Source organism: Dolichospermum circinale AWQC131C, assembly GCF_000426905.1.
GTDB classification, from domain to species: Bacteria; Cyanobacteriota; Cyanobacteriia; order Cyanobacteriales; family Nostocaceae; genus Dolichospermum; species Dolichospermum circinale.
Genome location: NZ_KE384614.1, coordinates 42,906 through 60,824, shown reverse-complemented (window position 1 = coordinate 60,824; position 17,919 = coordinate 42,906). Strand labels below are relative to the sequence as shown.

16 protein-coding genes are annotated in these 17,919 nt (G+C 36.1%); 12 read left to right on the top strand and 4 right to left on the bottom strand.

Going from position 1 to position 17,919, the window contains the following annotated elements; translation table 11 throughout:
• Positions 1-155: 155 nt before the first annotated feature.
• Positions 156-989, bottom strand: coding sequence for an FAD-binding domain-containing protein (locus tag ACIR131C_RS0112355; protein WP_028090444.1), 834 nt, complete (start codon positions 987-989; stop codon positions 156-158).
• A 119-nt stretch (positions 990-1,108) separates the two neighbouring features.
• On the opposite strand from ACIR131C_RS0112355, the gene sipA reads away from it, so the two are divergent.
• From sipA to ACIR131C_RS0112295, 12 genes are all read left to right on the top strand, one after another.
• Positions 1,109-1,357 (top strand): regulatory protein SipA, encoded by a 249-nt coding sequence (gene sipA, locus ACIR131C_RS0112350; RefSeq protein WP_028090443.1) that lies wholly within the window; start codon positions 1,109-1,111, stop codon positions 1,355-1,357.
• Positions 1,358-1,407: 50 nt separating this feature from the next.
• Entirely contained in the window at positions 1,408-1,965 is a 558-nt protein-coding gene (locus ACIR131C_RS0112345; protein ID WP_028090442.1) for a peroxiredoxin, read from the top strand.
• Between the two features lie 167 nt (positions 1,966-2,132).
• Positions 2,133-3,002 carry a polyphosphate kinase 2 family protein gene (locus tag ACIR131C_RS0112340; RefSeq protein WP_028090441.1) on the top strand — a complete coding sequence of 290 codons (870 nt, stop codon included), beginning with the start codon at positions 2,133-2,135 and terminating at the stop codon, positions 3,000-3,002.
• Between the two features lie 166 nt (positions 3,003-3,168).
• Positions 3,169-3,756 (top strand): chemotaxis protein CheB, encoded by a 588-nt coding sequence (locus ACIR131C_RS0112335; protein WP_035371960.1) that lies wholly within the window; start codon positions 3,169-3,171, stop codon positions 3,754-3,756.
• A gap of 59 nt (positions 3,757-3,815) precedes the next feature.
• Positions 3,816-5,714, top strand: coding sequence for a CheR family methyltransferase (locus ACIR131C_RS0112330; protein ID WP_028090439.1), 1,899 nt, complete (start codon positions 3,816-3,818; stop codon positions 5,712-5,714).
• A gap of 226 nt (positions 5,715-5,940) precedes the next feature.
• Entirely contained in the window at positions 5,941-7,338 is a 1,398-nt protein-coding gene (locus tag ACIR131C_RS0112325) for a cobyrinic acid a,c-diamide synthase CobB (protein WP_028090438.1), read from the top strand.
• Between the two features lie 154 nt (positions 7,339-7,492).
• Entirely contained in the window at positions 7,493-10,471 is a 2,979-nt protein-coding gene (locus tag ACIR131C_RS0112320) for a UPF0182 family protein (protein WP_035371959.1), read from the top strand.
• 59 nt (positions 10,472-10,530) lie between these two features.
• Positions 10,531-10,851 (top strand): muconolactone Delta-isomerase, encoded by a 321-nt coding sequence (locus ACIR131C_RS0112315; protein ID WP_028082063.1) that lies wholly within the window; start codon positions 10,531-10,533, stop codon positions 10,849-10,851.
• A 519-nt stretch (positions 10,852-11,370) separates the two neighbouring features.
• On the top strand, positions 11,371-11,745 hold the full coding sequence (locus tag ACIR131C_RS0112310) for a hypothetical protein (RefSeq protein ID WP_028090436.1): 375 nt from the start codon (positions 11,371-11,373) through the stop codon (positions 11,743-11,745).
• A gap of 625 nt (positions 11,746-12,370) precedes the next feature.
• Positions 12,371-13,024 (top strand): uracil phosphoribosyltransferase, encoded by a 654-nt coding sequence (gene upp / locus ACIR131C_RS0112305; RefSeq protein ID WP_028090435.1) that lies wholly within the window; start codon positions 12,371-12,373, stop codon positions 13,022-13,024.
• 75 nt (positions 13,025-13,099) lie between these two features.
• Positions 13,100-13,423, top strand: coding sequence for a ssl2009 family thylakoid membrane protein (locus ACIR131C_RS0112300; RefSeq protein WP_028090434.1), 324 nt, complete (start codon positions 13,100-13,102; stop codon positions 13,421-13,423).
• A gap of 245 nt (positions 13,424-13,668) precedes the next feature.
• Positions 13,669-13,947, top strand: a complete 279-nt coding sequence (locus ACIR131C_RS0112295) for a YggT family protein (RefSeq protein WP_028090433.1) — start codon at positions 13,669-13,671, stop codon at positions 13,945-13,947.
• A gap of 87 nt (positions 13,948-14,034) precedes the next feature.
• Here the strand turns inward: ACIR131C_RS0112295 and ACIR131C_RS0112290 are convergent, their stop codons facing one another.
• From ACIR131C_RS0112290 to gatB, 3 genes are all read right to left on the bottom strand, one after another.
• Positions 14,035-14,466, bottom strand: coding sequence for a hypothetical protein (locus ACIR131C_RS0112290; RefSeq protein WP_028090432.1), 432 nt, complete (start codon positions 14,464-14,466; stop codon positions 14,035-14,037).
• A gap of 166 nt (positions 14,467-14,632) precedes the next feature.
• Positions 14,633-15,874 carry a bifunctional ornithine acetyltransferase/N-acetylglutamate synthase gene (gene argJ, locus ACIR131C_RS0112285; RefSeq protein WP_028090431.1) on the bottom strand — a complete coding sequence of 414 codons (1,242 nt, stop codon included), beginning with the start codon at positions 15,872-15,874 and terminating at the stop codon, positions 14,633-14,635.
• Positions 15,875-16,302: 428 nt separating this feature from the next.
• Positions 16,303-17,784 (bottom strand): Asp-tRNA(Asn)/Glu-tRNA(Gln) amidotransferase subunit GatB, encoded by a 1,482-nt coding sequence (gatB, locus tag ACIR131C_RS0112280; RefSeq protein ID WP_028090430.1) that lies wholly within the window; start codon positions 17,782-17,784, stop codon positions 16,303-16,305.
• Between the last annotated feature and the right edge of the window lie 135 nt (positions 17,785-17,919).

Sequence of the window (17,919 nt, the reverse complement as noted above, 5' to 3'; positions counted from 1 at the left end):
GGAACAGGGAACAGGGAACAGGGAACAGGGAACAGGGAACAGGGAACAGGGAACAGGGAACAGACAGGGAATAGGGAACTTTACTTTTCGTTACTTATGTTGGTTTTTTTCCGTTTACCTACTTAGGTAAAAATCAACAGAGGCGAGGAAAGTGCTTATTTGCGTTTAGTTCCTTTTTGCCAGGTTTGACTATGATGTTGTTTACTAAATTCCGCTTTGGGAAAAAGTCGCTGTTCTATTTGTTCATAACTTCCCTCAAAGTCACATTTACCTAAATAAGGACACTGATGACAATAAACTCCCTTTGTGTAACGTTCCAAATTCTCGCGGTTGAAAAAATAGGGTTTGTGACTAAATGTACTTGCTACCCATTGCCATGACATATTGTTACTTGCTGGATCACCGTCGAGTAAATGTTGCAAAAACCACTTTGCGCCGGTTTGCCATTCCACCCGTCGCCAATGAATAATATAAGCTGCTAACCACATTCTGATATGATTATGGAGATAGCCAGTGGTTCGCAATTCCTGACTAAAGCTGTCAATGCAAACTAACCCTGTAGTTCCAGTGGTGATATCTTCTGGTAATTTAGCTGTATAATCTGCGGGTAGATAACCGGTTTTATATTCTTCCTGATTTTGCCAAATCCCGTTTTCTAGTTTAACATATAATCTTTGCCAGTAGTCACGCCAAGCTAATTCCTGAATCAATTTATTAGCATCATTTGGCTTTTTAACTCGTTTGAGTACATATTCTCGAATTTCTCCCAAACTTAAAACACCATGACGAATATAAGCTGACAACTTAGTAACATTACCATCTAAAAAATTGCGTGTTTTTGCATAAGCTACCGGATCAATTTTTCTGAGTGCTTTCTCCGCTGCTTTCCTTCCCCCTGGAATATGGCTAACATGATCATCTGCTGCTTGGGGAAACTGTTCCCGCAGGTATGTAACTAATTCACTTCTGTTTTTAAAATCACGTAACATAATTTTCTAGATATGTTTTCTTGAGTGTTGTATAATTGAAGTATGATTTAGTCTCACGCCAAAGCGCAAAGACGCGAAGTTAACCGCTTGCAAAATTATGGAATACAAATTATTACAAAATGTCCCCACAATTCCCAATTGGTAGTAAAGTTCGTGTGGTATCCTTACCACCATACCTGAAAACTGCTGAACCTATGCCTATGTTACGTCCTGCTGATGTCATTCACATTGGGGAAGAAGGTATAGTTATTGACTGTCGCCCCGGTGGTTATTGGGGTGTCCGCTTTACTAGAGGGGCTTTTCTCATAGATAGCCAATACATTGAAAGTATCGAAAAACCACCGGAATCTGATTCAGATGCAAAATAGGAGACGAGAAGAATGTAAACTTATATTAAGTTATTTTTCTGGTTTAAACCATGATTTCCCGTCGCACTTTTCTGAGCATTTTATTTGCTACTTGTTTAGCTGTGATTAATTGGTTGAATTTTACACCCAATGCTCAAGCTTTAGGTGGTAAATTACCGATAATTAATCAACTAGCGCCAGAATTTACTTTACCAACTAATACAGGCAATGGTAAAATCTCTTTGGCTGATTTTCGCGGTCAGTGGGTAGTTCTCTATTTCTACCCTAAAGATTTTACTTCTGGTTGTACTATTGAAGCTCGACGTTTTCAGCAAGACCTATCTAAATACATTGAGAAAAATACTCAAGTTATTGGTATTAGTGCTGACGATGTTGATTCTCATGCGGAATTTTGTGATTCCGAAGGGTTAAAATTTCCTTTGTTAGCTGATACTACGGGAACAGTTAGTAAGGCTTATGGTTCTTGGATGAATTTTTTCTCTATGCGCCATAGTTTTATTATTGATCCTCAAGGTATTTTACGCGCAACTTTTGTCAAGGTCAATCCTAGTATTCACAGTACGGAAGTTTTAGCGGAGTTAACCAAATTACAATCTTCTGTTTCTTAGCAGTCAGGAAAGATTACTTTTTTGACTACCTCTCTCTGCGGTTTCAGGGTTTTTTATCTAACCGCAGAGGCGCGGAGGACGCGGAGGAGGAAGGTTATATTTAGAATGTCTGGTTTTTGTCTCTAGAATTAAGTTTAAAGGTTTTATAGGAGTGCTAATTTTTTTCAATGAATCATGATCCTTATATTGTTAAACCAGGTTCTCAAATTTCTTTGCTGAAGGATTATAACCCAGGTTATAAGTGCGAATTTCATCAAAAAGGTGATGCTGTCAGAAAATTAAATGCGGGTATTTTACAGTTAGCTAAGTATCAAGATATTCTCTATGCTCAAAATACTTATTCTCTGTTGATTATTTTTCAGGCTATGGATGCTGCTGGTAAAGATAGTACCATTAAACACGTTATGTCTGGTGTCAATCCCCAAGGATGTCAGGTATTTAGTTTTAAAGCACCCAGTGAAGAAGAGTTAGATCATGATTATTTATGGCGCTCAATGAGGGCTTTACCAGAAAGGGGAAGAATTGGTATTTTTAATCGTTCTTATTATGAGGAATTACTCATAGTGCGTGTACATCCAGAAATTCTTAAAAAACAACAATTACCCAGTTTTCCTAAAGGTGATCAAATATGGAAACAGCGTTTTGAGGAAATTAATAATTTTGAAAAATATTTGGTTAATAATGGTGTGATTATTCTTAAATTTTTTCTCAATGTCTCTAAGTCGGTCCAAAGAAAACGGTTTTTGGAACGTATTGACTCACCAGAAAAAAATTGGAAATTTTCCGCTAGTGATTTACAAGAACGCCGTTTTTGGGATGATTATATGAATGCTTATGAAGAAGTCTTTAACCACACTAGCACGGAATTTGCTCCTTGGTATATTGTCCCGGCCGATCGCAAGTGGTTTACACGATTAATAGTAGCAGATATTATTTGCCAAAAGTTACAAGAATTAAATTTACAATACCCAAAAATCAGTGAAGAATATAAACGAAAATTATCGGAAGCAAAAAAGGCTTTAGAAGCAGAAAGTTAGGCTCTTCGATTTACCAATTACCAATTACCAATTACCAATTACCCGTTACCCATTACTAAGTTCAATTCACACAACACCAAAAATTTCATCTATCAATAGATAGATAAAATGAATGAGAAATTTTGATACCCTACAATAGGGGTTAAATTATCTATTCAAAATAAATATGTCAAATCTTCCTAATTTTGATATTGTGGCTGTAGCGGCTTCTGCTGGGGGGTTGACGGCGCTAATTGAGGTCTTGACTGATTTACCGACGGATTTCAAAGCAGCTATTGTTATCGTTCAACACTTAGATCCTCGTCACCCTTCCCTTATGGCGGAAATTCTCAGTCGTCGCACTGTGTTAAAGGTAATACAGGCTAAGGAAGGAGATAAACTGACTCCTGGAACTGTTTATATTGCTCCTCCTAATAATCATTTGTTGATTAATGGTGACGGTAAAGTTTCTTTATCTCAGTCGGAAATGGTGCATTTTCTCCGTCCTTCCGCTGATTTATTGTTTGAGTCTGTGGCCGCAAGTTATCAAGAAAGAGCGATCGCTGTTGTATTAAGTGGTACTGGTACGGATGGAGCGATGGGCGTGGAAGCAATTAAAAAAACGGGTGGTACGGTGATTGTTGAAGATCCGAAAACTGCTGAATTTCCGGGAATGCCTGCTGCTGCTATTAAAACTGGTAATGTAGATTTTATCCTACCTTTGGCAGAAATTTCCCTGGCCTTACGAACTTTAATCATGTCTGACGCTAGTTGATAAATTTAGATTATTATCAATAACTTACCATCCAAAATAGCTACATCTCTATTGATCCTATGAACCTTGCACATAAAGACGTTGATTTTGAAAATCTTCTCCAATATTTAAGAACTAACCGAGGCTTTGATTTCACAGGTTATAAGCGTTCTACCTTAATGCGTCGTGTTAGTAAACAAATGCAGTATTTGAACATAGAAACTTTTGCTAATTATCAAGATTATTTAGAAGTTCATCCCGATGAATTTAAAACTTTGTTTAATACTATTTTAATTAATGTAACTGCTTTTTTTCGTGACCCTTTAGCTTGGGAATATTTAACTAAGGAAATTATTCCCAATATTCTTAAAAATAAACAAAAAAATGAACAAGTTAGAATCTGGAGTGCTGGTTGTGCTTCTGGAGAAGAAGCTTATACTTTAGCCATAATCTTAGCGGAAATATTAGGAATTGACGATTTTCGTCATCGCGTAAAAATCTACGCTACAGATATAGATGAGGAAGCTTTAAACCAAGCACGTCAAGCTAGTTATTCGGCCAAAAATATTCACGCTGTCCCATTGGAACTGCGGGATAAATACTTTGATTTAAGCAATGAAAAATATATTTTTCAGCAAGATCTACGTCGTGCTGTTATTTTTGGTCGTCATGATTTACTTCAGGATGCACCAATTTCTCGTTTAGATTTATTGGTTTGTCGTAATACTTTAATGTATTTCAACTCGGAAACCCAAGGACGCATTATCAATCGGTTTCATTTTGCTCTTAATGATCATGGTTATCTGTTTTTAGGAAAAGCAGAAATGCTAATCACTCATACTAATTTATTTACACCTATAAATTTAAAAGATCGTGTATTTGCAAAAGTATCTTCGGGAAATATCCGCAATCGTCAATTAGTAATGACTAATTTACAAAATCAAGAATCAGCTAATATGTCTCAAGAAATTCGAGTTAGAGAATTAGCTTTTGATACAGCATCTAACGCTCAGATTGTGATTAATAATGAGGGAACTTTAATCATGATTAATGAACAAGCTCGGAATTTATTTAATTTAACACTTAAAGATATCAATCGCCCTTTTCAAGATTTAGAATTATCTTATAGACCTGTAGAATTGCGATCGCTCATTGAGCAAGTATATAATGAACGTCATCCAATTACATTAACTAATATTGAGCGTTATCAGCCTAATTCAGAAACTCAGTATTTAGATGTGCGGATTATTCCTTTGCAAGATACTGATCAAACCATTGTCGGTGTGACAGTTACCTTTAATGATGTTAGCCGTTATATAAAACTGCAATCAGCATTGCAACGCTCTCGACAAGAATTGGAAACCACTAACGAAGAATTGCAATCCACAAATGAAGAATTGGAGACTACCAATGAAGAATTGCAATCCACAAATGAAGAATTGGAGACTACCAATGAAGAATTGCAATCTACAAATCAAGAAATGGAGACTATAAACGAAGAATTGCAGTCTGCTAATGAACAACTGCGAGCAATTAACTATGAACTGAGTAATCGTACTTATGAACTAGATCAAACTAATACCTTTATGTCTTCTATTTTGAGTTCTCTGCAAATAGGAATGGTTGTAATAGATACTAATTTTAATATTTTAATTTGGAATCATGCGGTTGAAGATATGTGGGGTTTACGTCAAGAGGAAGTAATGAACAAATCTTGGTTTAGTTTAGATATTGGTTTACCTGTAGAACAACTACAAATCCCAATTCGTGATATACTGTCTAGTAAAAAGAAATTTCAGGAAATACTAATTAATGGTACTAATCGTCGCGGTAAACAAATTCGATGTTATATTGCTTTTAGTCCTTTGATCGGCGATAATGTAGAAGGTATTATCATGATGATGACAGATACTGAAAAAATTAATAGTATGATTTCTCCTGCGGACATTGAACAAAGACAACAAAAAGAAAAAGAATAAAAATGTTTTCTCATTTTTCCTTTCTCGTTCCCAGTCTCCAGACGGAGAATGTCTTGTTAGAGGTTCTACCTCTTGTATTTTAAAATCAGAATATCTAAATCTGCATTCTCACACGGAGCATAAAAAAGAGAATATTCATATTGAATAAATTAATTTTTACCAGTTGTCTGAATTTGATTTAGAATTTGATTTTAAACTTTGAAATTGAACTTTAAATTTGTCATCTATGTCTATAATTATTGCTGGAGAAAGAAGCGGAGTCGGAAAAACAACAGTTACACTTACCCTTTTAGCATCTTTACGTCGTCGGGATTTAAATGTACAATCTTTTAAAGTAGGACCTGATTATATTGATCCTATGTTTCATAAATATGTTACCGGTCTTCCTTGTCGAAATTTAGATCCTGTATTAACTTCAGAAAGTTATGTTCAACAATGCTTTAATCATCATTCTTGCCAAAGTGAATATAATTTAATTGAAGGAGTAATGGGTTTATTTGATGGGATTGGAAATTTATCGGACTTTGCTAGTACCGCACATATTGCTAGATTATTAGACATACCGATCATATTAGTAATTGATTGTAGTCGTTTATCCGGTTCTGTAGCTGCAATTGCTCATGGTTATTCTTCTTTAGACAAAAGAATTAAAATTGCTGGTTTAATCTTAAATAGAGTAGGAAGTGAACGACATTTATCATTACTAAAAGCATCTCTTATATCTTTACAATTACCAATTTTGGGTGTATTAAGAAGACAAGACAATATTACCATTCCTGACCGTCATCTGGGCTTAATTCCCACCGCAGAATTACCAAAATTAGATCAAATAATTGATAGTTTAGCTGATTTAGGAGATATTTATTTTGATTGGGAGCAACTTTTACCGCTTTTAAAATCATCATCTTTATCAAGTTCCAATACCTCACCCTTAATAAAGGGAGAGTTAGGGAGGAGTGTGGTTGTTCCTAAATCTGAAATACTCTGTAAAATTGCTGTAGCACGAGATCAAGCTTTTAATTTTTACTATCAAGATAACTTAGATTTATTAGAGAAATTAGGTGCAGAATTAGTATTTTGGAGTCCATTAAATGATGATCAATTACCAAAAGATATCCAAGGAATGTATTTTGGTGGAGGTTTTCCCGAAGTATTTGCATCACAATTAGCTGCAAATGTTAACCTAATTCAAGAAGTGAAAAACGCGATTTTAGGAGGAATACCGACAATTGCAGAATGTGGAGGATTAATGTATTTATGTGAGCAGATTATTGATTTTGATGGTAAAACTTGGCCAATGGTAGGAATATTACCAACTTTAGCGCAAATGGATAAAAAATTAACCTTGGGATATCGTCGCGCAGTAGTTTTAGAAAACACCTTTTTAATTGATATGAACACAAATATTTTTGGACATGAATTTCATCGTTCTCATTTAATAACTAATAACTCAAAACCATTGTTTAATACCTATCGTTATGACTGTGATGAAAATACAGGTTTTGAAGGTTGGAGTTTACCTAATGTCCATGCTTCTTATATTCATCAACATTGGGGAGAAAGTCAAGAGATTCCTAAAAGATTTATTCAAGAATGTTTAAAAAATAAACATTTTCCCATTTAATTGAGGTACAAGCAGTAATAATTGTAGCTTGCTTCCCGAAGGGTACGCAGATAAACGCAGATAATTTTGTACTTCATTAGACTGGGAAACGCTATAGTAGAATAAAAATTAGTTTAGTAATCACATTTAATAACCAATGATTAATACTAAGATAATGTTTGGGTTTGGGAAATGGTGGGTTAAAGTTTTTATATTCTGCTTGGGGTTGTGCTTATTTTTGAAAATAGCTGCTGATTTAGGTGCGGAATTTTTTTGGTTTCAGGAAGTTGGTTACATAGAAGTATTTTCCCTAAAATTGTTAACTCAGGGTGGTTTATGGCTGTTTATTGTCAGTTTGAGTGTTGTTTATTTATGGGGAAATCTAATTTTAGCTCAAAAATTACAATCTAGTCAAAATCATAATTATATTCCTGAGAGAGAAATCAACATTAGTCGAGAATTAACCACTTTTCTCAGTCCCCATTATAGCAAAACTGAGCAAAATTTGCCATTAACTAATAATAGCAATCAAATCAAATTGCGGTGGTTGTTACCGCTGATATTAGGATTAAGTTTGTTAGTTTGTTTAATATTAGCATATTATGGAGAAATTGCTCTAGCTTATGGGACTGGAAAAGTCAGTGAATCAAATTTATCAAATTTATCAGCACCAATTGTATTTAAAATAGAGATGATTTGGGAGTTGGGAAAAAAGATCATTTCTCAAAATTGGTATTTAGGAATAGTTGGGGGATTATCTATTGCTTTATTAATTTATAGCAAATTTCTGCTCCGAGCGATCGCAGTGATTTTAAGTTTTAGTTTTGGGGGGATAATTGCTGAGAATTGGGCAAAATTTCTGTTATTTTTTCACCCTGTTTCCTTCAACCGTTCTGAACCATTATTCAATCAAGATATAAGTTTTTATATTTTTTCTCTTCCGATTTGGGAAATCTTAGAACTTTGGTTAATGGGATTATCTTTATATGGATTGATTAGCGTTATTCTCACTTATTTATTGTCAGCAAATAGCCTCAGTCAAGGTATTTTTAGAGGATTTTCTGCACTACAAAAACGCCATTTATTAGGCTTATCTGGCTGTTTAATGTTAGTAGCTGGTTTAAATTATTGGCTGAATCGTTATCAACTGCTTTATTCTGATAATGGAGTCAGCTATGGTGCTAGCTATACCGATATTAAAGCCCAATTACCAGCAGATACAATATTATATTTTTTATCAATAGCTATAGCTTTTTATTTATTATACTTAACTGGATTTTCGAGAAAACAATCTTCACATCATCCCTGGATAAACTATACTATATATATGTATCTAACCTTGATAATTACGGGTAACTTCATGTTACCTATGGCCGTGCAAAATTTCATTGTTGAACCGAATGAATTACAAAGAGAAAAACCTTATATAGAGCGAAATATCGCACTAACTCGTCAAGCTTTTAATTTAGATATCGTTGATTCTCAAATATTTAACCCCATAGGAAAACTGACAATAAACGATATTAAAGCCAATGATTTAACAATTAGAAATATTCGTCTTTGGGACCAAGAACCATTATTAAAAACTAACCGTCAACTACAACAAATTCGACCTTATTATCAATTTCCTGATGCTGATATTGATAGATATTTAATCAAAAGTAACCCCAAAAAAGACAATCTAGAAAAACAACAGGTATTAATTGCGGCCAGAGAATTGAATTATGAAAATGTCCCTCCCCAAGCGCAAACATGGGTAAATAAAAATATGATTTATACCCATGGTTATGGTTTTACCATGAGTCCTGTAAATACCGTTGCTGCGGGTGGACTACCAGAGTATTTTGTCAAAGATATTAGTCAGGAAGGGAGCGCGTTAAATACTTCTAGCATAGATATTCGTCAAAGTATTCCCATTGATAAACCCAGAATTTATTATGGAGAAATTACTAATACTCACGTCATGACTGGGACAAAAGTTAAAGAATTAGATTATCCCAGCGGTAGTGATAATGCTTATAATACCTACGATGGATTAGGAGGAATAAATATCAATTCTCTATGGAAAAAATGGCTATTTTCTATATATTTAAAAGATTGGAGAATGATATTTACACAAGATTTTTTACCAGAAACTAAAGTATTATTCCGACGAAATATTAATCAAAGAATTCACACCATTGCTCCTTTTTTAAAGTTCGATAGTGATCCTTATTTAGTTGTAACTGATGCTTATACAGACAATAAAAATCAACAGTTTCCTGGAAGAGAAAACTATCTTTATTGGATAGTTGATGCTTACACAATCAGCGATCATTATCCCTATTCTGACACAGGTAAAGAGGGGATCAACTATATTCGTAATTCCGTCAAAGTCGTAATTGATGCTTACAATGGTACAGTGAGATTTTACATTGCTGATTCCTTAGATCCAATCATTACCGCTTGGTCAAAAATATTTCCCCAAATGTTCCAAAATATTCACAATTTACCTGTTAATCTCCATGATCATTTGCGTTATCCAGTAGATTATTTTAAAATTCAATCAGAACGCTTAATGATCTATCACATGACAGATATTCAAGTGTTTTATAATAGAGAAGATCAATGGCAAATTCCCAATGAAATCTATGGAAGTGAAACCCGTCCAGTTGAACCTTATTATTTAATTACCAGTCTCCCCAATCTTCCCTTTGAAGAATTTATTTTATTACTTCCTTACACACCCAAACAACGGACAAATTTAATTGCTTGGTTAGCAGCACGTTCCGACGGTGAAAATTACGGTAAACTATTATTATATAACTTTCCCAAAGAACGCTTAATTTATGGACAGGAACAAATTGAAGCGAGAATTAATCAAGATCCGGTTATTTCCCAGCAAATTTCCCTCTGGAATCAACAAGGTTCTAGGGTAATTCAAGGTAATCTTTTAGTAATTCCCATTGAACAATCTTTATTATATGTTGAACCAATTTATTTAGAAGCTACACAGAATAGTTTACCCACTTTAGTCAGAGTCATTGTAGCCTATGAAAACCGCATCGTTATGGCACAAACCTTAGAACAAGCACTATCAGGAATCTTTCAACCAGAACTACCACCTCCACCCCCTATTATTCGTCCCGTTCAAGAAGAAATTACCCCAGGTTAAACTCAGAATTACATCCATTTTAGTTTAAACTATTAAAGTCCTCACAAAAAAGGGTAAATATGCTCTACCATTTGGATTTTCAGGTTGAATACCCCGATAACATGAGCCAACAAGAATTGTTTGCTATATGGAGTGAAGAAGCAGAAACAGCACTCCAAGCTAAACAAGCTGGAGTAATAGTTGATTTATGGAAATGTGTTGGTACTCGTCGTGTAATTGCGATTGTTGATGTTCCTAGTCCAGATACATTAGATCAAATTCTTCTAGATTTACCTATCATCAAAAAAAATGGACAAAAAGTGCAAGTAGAAGTCACTCCTTTGAGGAAATATGAAGACTTTGCTGCTGATATTAAAGCTAGATTAGATCACAGGGAATAGGTAAATATTGCTGACCTTAGACATGATCTGAAAATTAAATATGCGTTTTCTAGTAGAGATGTTCCATGAAATGTCTCTACTATTCTCTACTATTTTTACTGGAGATGTCTAATAATTGTATCCAGGGGTTAATTAATCTGGAAATCTATACAATTCTATCAAAAAAAATCCGGTTTGAAACTCGACAGTGTTAACAACTACAACTCCGGGTATATATTGAAATTATAAAAATCAAAACTATTGACAGAGATAACTAAACTTTTCTTTTGCTAAACCTATAATTGAAGGTTAAGTTTCACTCATGTCTAGATAAATCACATCACTGACTCACTCGGTTAGAATCAGAACTCAGTTGATCATTAATTATTAATTATTGACAAATATGTTGGAAATCAGAGGTTTCACAATCAAAAATTAGTCACAATTAAAACACAATTAAAACAGACTTGATCTTGGGGGGTTAGAAAACTGGTTCTGTGATTTTTGTCAAAGCCATTATAGTTCAATGGGGGAAATAAGATGTATATAAAGCAGGTATTGGAAAATAAACTTGCTCCAAATGCAGTTGAACAAGAAAAAATACAAGTTCAAGTACAATATCACAATATCCAAATACCAGATTTAGCACTATCTTTAGCTCCTCTGGGATTTATTTTTATTTGGGCTATTTTTCTCCTAATTTTTCATAAATTACGTAACAATACTGATGATAAGATATACCTAAACGGTAAAATTTTACAAAAACTTCCCTGTAAAAAATGTCAATTTTTTGCCAATAACCACTATTTAAAATGTGCTGTCAAACCTGATACTGTTCTCACGGAAAAAGCCATGAATTGTGCTGAATACGCACCTAAAAAGGTCAGCTTCCCTCCTAAAAACTTATTTCACTAATATTTCACTAAAATTACCAGAATTACCCTCCTTTTCCGGCTCAAGAGTCAGGGGAGGGTGGGGTATTTTTGTATCTGAAGAACTTGAAATTTACTGTGAAAGTTATTTTGATTAATTGCTAAAAAATTAACTCATATTTAAGGAATAAAAATATAAACAATACACATAAATAACAATTCACGAGGATCTTTACATAGGGATTATAGCGGAAAAAAACGAGGAAAAGCTTGCTATTGCTTACTTTTCCCGTCTGCCGATCCTTTATAGAGAGAACACCTGATCACAATATAGCCTTAATTAAGAATATTTGTCAAGTAGTAATAAAAATATTTCTCAATAAAGTCTGACATCATATTTTGCACCTAGACCCGGTTGAACTGCTCAGTGGCCACCTGGGTAGGTTTGAAATTCTGATATTGGATTAGCCCGCGTAGTGTTAAATAGCAGTATGATAGTTTTCTAGAGACTTGCAAATAAAAAATATCCTAAAATTTCTTGTGGTGCGGGGCGAAAAGCCTGCTAATAATAAAAGGACGGGCAAGATGCCCATCCCACAAGATTGGAGCATCTTTTTTTGTGGAGTTATCTTAGTTCTTTATATAATAACGGGCTGCCTTTTTTCTTTATGACGCAACAACAACTGCGTATTTATGTCCCACCTCACCCCTTAATTCAGCACTGGTTGGGAGTTGCCCGTGATGTAGCTACACCATCAGTATTATTTCGTTCTGCTATCACTGAGTTGGGCAGGTGGCTAACTTATGAAGCTACTAGGGAATGGTTGCCCACTCAAGAAACAATCGTCCAGAGTCCCCTAGCTGCCTGTCCAGCGACTTTTATTGACTCTCGCATACCTGTGGCTGTTGTGCCGATTTTGCGGGCTGGTTTGGGCTTATTGGAGGGAGCTGCTGGTGTACTACCTTTGGCTTCAATTTATCATTTTGGTTTAGTACGCAATGAAGAAACCCTAGAACCTACTTGTTATTTGAATAAACTCCCCGAAAAATTTGACCCGGAAACCAGGGTATTAATTACCGAACCAATGTTAGCTACGGGAGGTTCTATAATGGCAGTAATGGCGGAATTAACCCAAAGAGGTGTTGATTCCTCTTTAACTCGGATTGTTTCTGTGGTTGCTGCACCTGTGGCTTTACAAAAGTTGGCTGCTGTCTATCCCGGTTTAACCATTTACACCGCTACTATTGACGAAACGGTTAATGATCAGGGTTATATTGTACCAGGATTGGGAGATGCGGGCGATCGCATTTTTGGGACTTAAGCTAGGGTGCAGCTAAGGCTGGAAAATAGCTAAGGTATTTTCAAAGTTGCTTATTTTCTAAAAGGCGGTAAAAATATGAGTCAGCAAGATGGTTTTGGTAGTGGTTTTCTCCTGGGAACATTAATTGGTGGTGTGGTTGGGGGTGTTTTGGGTGCGGTGATTACCTCTAGATTAGACTTAACAGCAAACCCAGAAGAAGATAATGGCCTAACTATTGGCGACAATAATGAACCAGGGGTAAATAGAAAAAGACGAATGCGGGCTTCAGCTAATGAAAATTTAGAAATAGAAGCAACCAGGCGATCGCTCGAAGATAAAATCGCCCAACTTAATGCCACAATTGATGATGTGCGGCAGCAATTAGGAAATGTCAAGGGTATTAATATTGGCAATGAATAACTCAGTGTCAGAATCAGGATGTCCGAGATTAAAGGATGAACAGGGTGAAGACAGATATTGTATCACAAATTACCAATTACCAATTACCAATTACCCATTACCAATTACCAGTCTCCACTAGATAACTAGCAACTTAAATTAGTAGTTATATTGTATATTGATTACAAGCCACACAATATGACTTGCACTAAATTAAAATCAATCATGAATCTATGTTTGACATTTAACAGGAAAGTCACCCGGCCATGAATTTACTCATTACAACCTTAGCCACTTTTGTCACCTTTTACAGCTATTTGCTGATTATTCGGGTCTTACTAACTTGGTTTCCCACTGTTGACTGGTCTAGTCAACCATTTGCGGCTTTAAGTCAAATTAGTGACCCTTATTTAAATCTATTTCGTTCCATTATTCCTCCTTTGGGTGGTATGGATTTTTCTCCTATCCTAGCATTTCTAGCCTTGAACATAGTTGGTGATATTCTGAATAATTTAGCCCGTGTTACTTTAGTCACAGGGTTTTAAGGCACAGGTCACTTACTCAAAATCGTGGGGGGTAATTCATGAATTACCCCTAAACTTAATGTTAGTGTGTATGTTAGTGTGTAAAAATTACCTTCTGACTTTACCGCTGAACCCAGCCGCTTTAAACTGTTTCAATTTCAATGGTAAAGGTTGATTACTAGGTACAGAAATTCTCAATTCAAAATCACTGACTCCTGGGGGAACTTCAGCTATGCCACCGAGACGAGTACGATTTTGTAAGATAGGATCATTATTTCTATCATAAATGCGCCCAAAAATATCCGCATCATAGACGGTTTTATTTGTGCTGTTATTAGCTTTACCTGTGACGATAAAACAAGTAGCAGAATTTGAACCGCTGCTAGTTACCACTCCAGTCGCTAGTTCTAAAGGACAATCATGGTAGGAAATATCAGATAATTTAATCTGTGTTAAAGCTAAAGCGGTGGGAGTCCCTATCCAGGAAAGTAACCCCATAAAACCAGCAATAACAATGAAGTGAATTGAGGGTAAACGCATAAAATACACCAGTGAAAATTTCTTAAATAGGGCTTGCTGAATAAGTTGTTTGTGAGGGAAGGGAACAGGGAACAGGGAACAGGGAACAGTTGATATAATATTATCACTATGTAGTCAGGACTTTAGTCCTGTGTTCGAGATACTAGGAGCTAAAGCCACGATTTTTCTAAGTTGTATACTCAGCGTTAATCCTCACATAATCATAACTCAAATCACAACCCCAGGCTTTACCCGTACCATGACCATTTCCCACACCAACGGAAATTAACACCGTATCTGACTGTAGATACTCACCATGAACCGCTGCTTTTAGATATGCACTAGCTGCGGCCTTATCAAAAGCTAAAGGTTGACCATTTTCAAAGAGTAAAATATCCCCTAATTTAATAGAGAGGTTGTCTTGTTCAAAAGGTACACCAGACCGCCCCGCAGCCGCCGCTATCCGTCCCCAATTAGGATCATGACCAAAAATGGCCGCCTTCACTAAAGACGAGCCAACAATGGTTTTTGCGATTTGTCGGGCTGATAATTCATCATAAGCGCCTGTAACCTGTACCTCTATTAAACAAGTTGCACCTTCTCCATCACGGGCGATCGCTTTAGCTAAATATTGACAGACATAAGTTAACATAGCTTCTAACTTCTCCGCTTCTGCACCCATTTCCGTAATTGCGGGAGTGCGAGATTCACCATTTGCTAAAGCGATTAAACAATCATTTGTACTCGTATCACCATCAACTGTGATCGAATTAAAACTTCTATCTGCTGCTCTAGTTAACATTTGTTGCCAAAGTGTAGAGGATACAGCAGCATCACAGGTAACAAAAGCTAACATTGTCGCCATATTGGGGTGAATCATTCCCGAACCCTTAGCAATACCACCGATACGCACTGGACGATCATGTATAATAGTTTCTAATGCAATAGATTTTGTCACTAAATCTGTGGTAATAATTGCGCCTGCGGCTGCATCCGAACCTGTGTCCGAAAGCGCTGCGACTACCTTGGGTATACCATCCCGCAGGATATCCATTTTAATTCTTTGACCAATTACACCCGTAGAAGCTAATAAAATAGATTCCGGGTTAATATTTAATTCCTTAGCTAACAACTCAGCACTTTCTTGAGCGTCCTTAACTCCTTGTTCACCGGTTGCAGCGTTAGCTTGTCCCGCATTACAAAGGATAGCTCTAGCACTATGTTTCCCTTGTAACACTTGCCGACAATAATCTACACAAGCTGCTTTCACATGGCTAGTAGTAAATACACCAGATGCGATCGCTTCCACATCTGATACAATCAAAGCTAAATCGGGTAATCCCGAAGCCTTTAGTCCTGCTGTAATTCCCGCTGCTTTATATCCTCGTGCTGCTGTCACACCACCGGGAATTATTTGCCAATTTGCCATAATTTTGTCCACAATTATTATATTGCCTTTGTTATTAAAATACATTTTGCTGCTAGTTTGATATCAGCGTCCAGTATTTATGTCTACAGGTAATTTTATCTGTTGATGACAATTTTTTTCTCAAAAAATTTCCAACCAACAGACCATAAACCGACCCTAAAGACCAAAAGTAATCACAAATTAGAAAATAAATCAAATCATTCCTCTTTATCTGCGTTTATCTGCGTTTATCTGCGTTTAATTATCCTCAAAAATAAAAGAGAGCCATTAAATGGCTCTCTAAAATCATCAGGGTGCATCTACTTAGCACATTATATAATTCTAGCGCCAAGGGGTTAAACCCCTTTTTTTTATTTTACCGATAAAAAGAGAGCTAAATTAGTTCTCCCAATCATCAAGTTGCGTCTTCCTATCAGATAATAATTACCCTACATTGGACTATTGAGTTTTTCCTCTACTAATTGATTAGTCAGTTTCGGTTCTGCGCGTTTATCGGTTTTTTTCAGAACTTGTCCCACGAAAAAGCCCTTCAGGTTGGTATTACCTTTGCGGTATTTTTCTACCTGTTGAGCGTTAGTAGCAATGATTTCATCAATAATGGGTTCAAGAATGGTACGATCTGAGATCAGTTCTTGACCAGCAAAAGCCGTTTCTGGAGAAACACCATTTAATAAATCTGTGAGTTTTTCCTTAGCTTGGGCGTTACTGATTTTACCATTTTCAATGCGGGTAATTACATCAGCCAAATTAGTAGCAGTCAGTTTAATTTCTGATATAGTCAGTTTTTGTTTATTCAAGTAAGCCGCAATATCCTGAGTAATCCAATTAGCTGCCGCCTTGGGATTTGCACCTAAAGCGATCGCCTTTTCAAAATAATCTGCGACTGGTTTATCCTCAGTTAAAACCCTAGTATCATAAGCCGAAAGTCCTAAATTATTCTCATAATCATGGCGTTTTTGGGCAGGTAGTTGGGGTAATTCATTTAACCATGTATCTAATTCTGTTTGTGTAACCTCAATGGGCGCTAAATCTGGTTCAGGGAAGTAACGATAATCACTAGAACCTTCCTTAACTCGCATACTGCTAGTGCGTTGTGAACCTTCTTCCCAGAGACGAGTTTCTTGAATAATTTTCTCTCCTGATTCAATAGCGGCTATTTGACGCTCAATTTCATAATCAATCGCTTTTTGAATCGCACTAAAGGAGTTCATATTCTTGATTTCCACCTTAGTACCAAATTTCTCTTGTCCCACAGGACGCACAGAAATATTCACATCACAACGCAGAGAACCTTCCTGCATATTACCATCACTAACACCAAGATAACGGACAATGCGCCGTAATTCTTGGGCATATTCAGCCGCTTCTTGTCCCGTCCGCAAATCCGGTTCAGAAACAATTTCTACCAAAGGAACACCAGCGCGGTTATAATCTACAAGAGAGTAGGTAGAACCAGAAAGCCGTTCACTCCCTGCGTGAACAAGCTTACCTGCGTCCTCTTCCATGTGTAAGCGAGTGATACCAATGCGTTTACGTTTGGGGTTTCCTGTATCATCTAGCAATTCAATTTCTATCCAACCATGTTCAGCTATGGGTAAATCATATTGGGAAATTTGGTAATTTTTAGGTAAATCAGGATAAAAATATTGTTTGCGGTCAAATTTACTATACCGAGCGATTTGACAATTCAAAGCCAAACCGGTTTTAACAGCGTATTCAAGAACCTTAGCGTTAAGTACAGGTAAAACACCTGGTAAACCCATGCAAACTGGGTCAATGTTAGTATTAGGGTCAGCGCCAAAAGCAGTAGAACTGCTGGAGAAAATTTTTGTATTGGTACTGAGTTGACAATGGGTTTCTAAGCCAATAATTGCTTCATATTCAGTTTTAACTGGTGTGGCTGTAGTCATATCCAAATTTTACAGTTTTTACTCTTTGGTACTATTTTAGCGGTTTTGTTTGGCGGTTTTGTGCCAACATGAATAGGATTTACGCCGCATATCCCATATTTTGCATTTCATCTTGTAATATAGCTTGAATTTTGC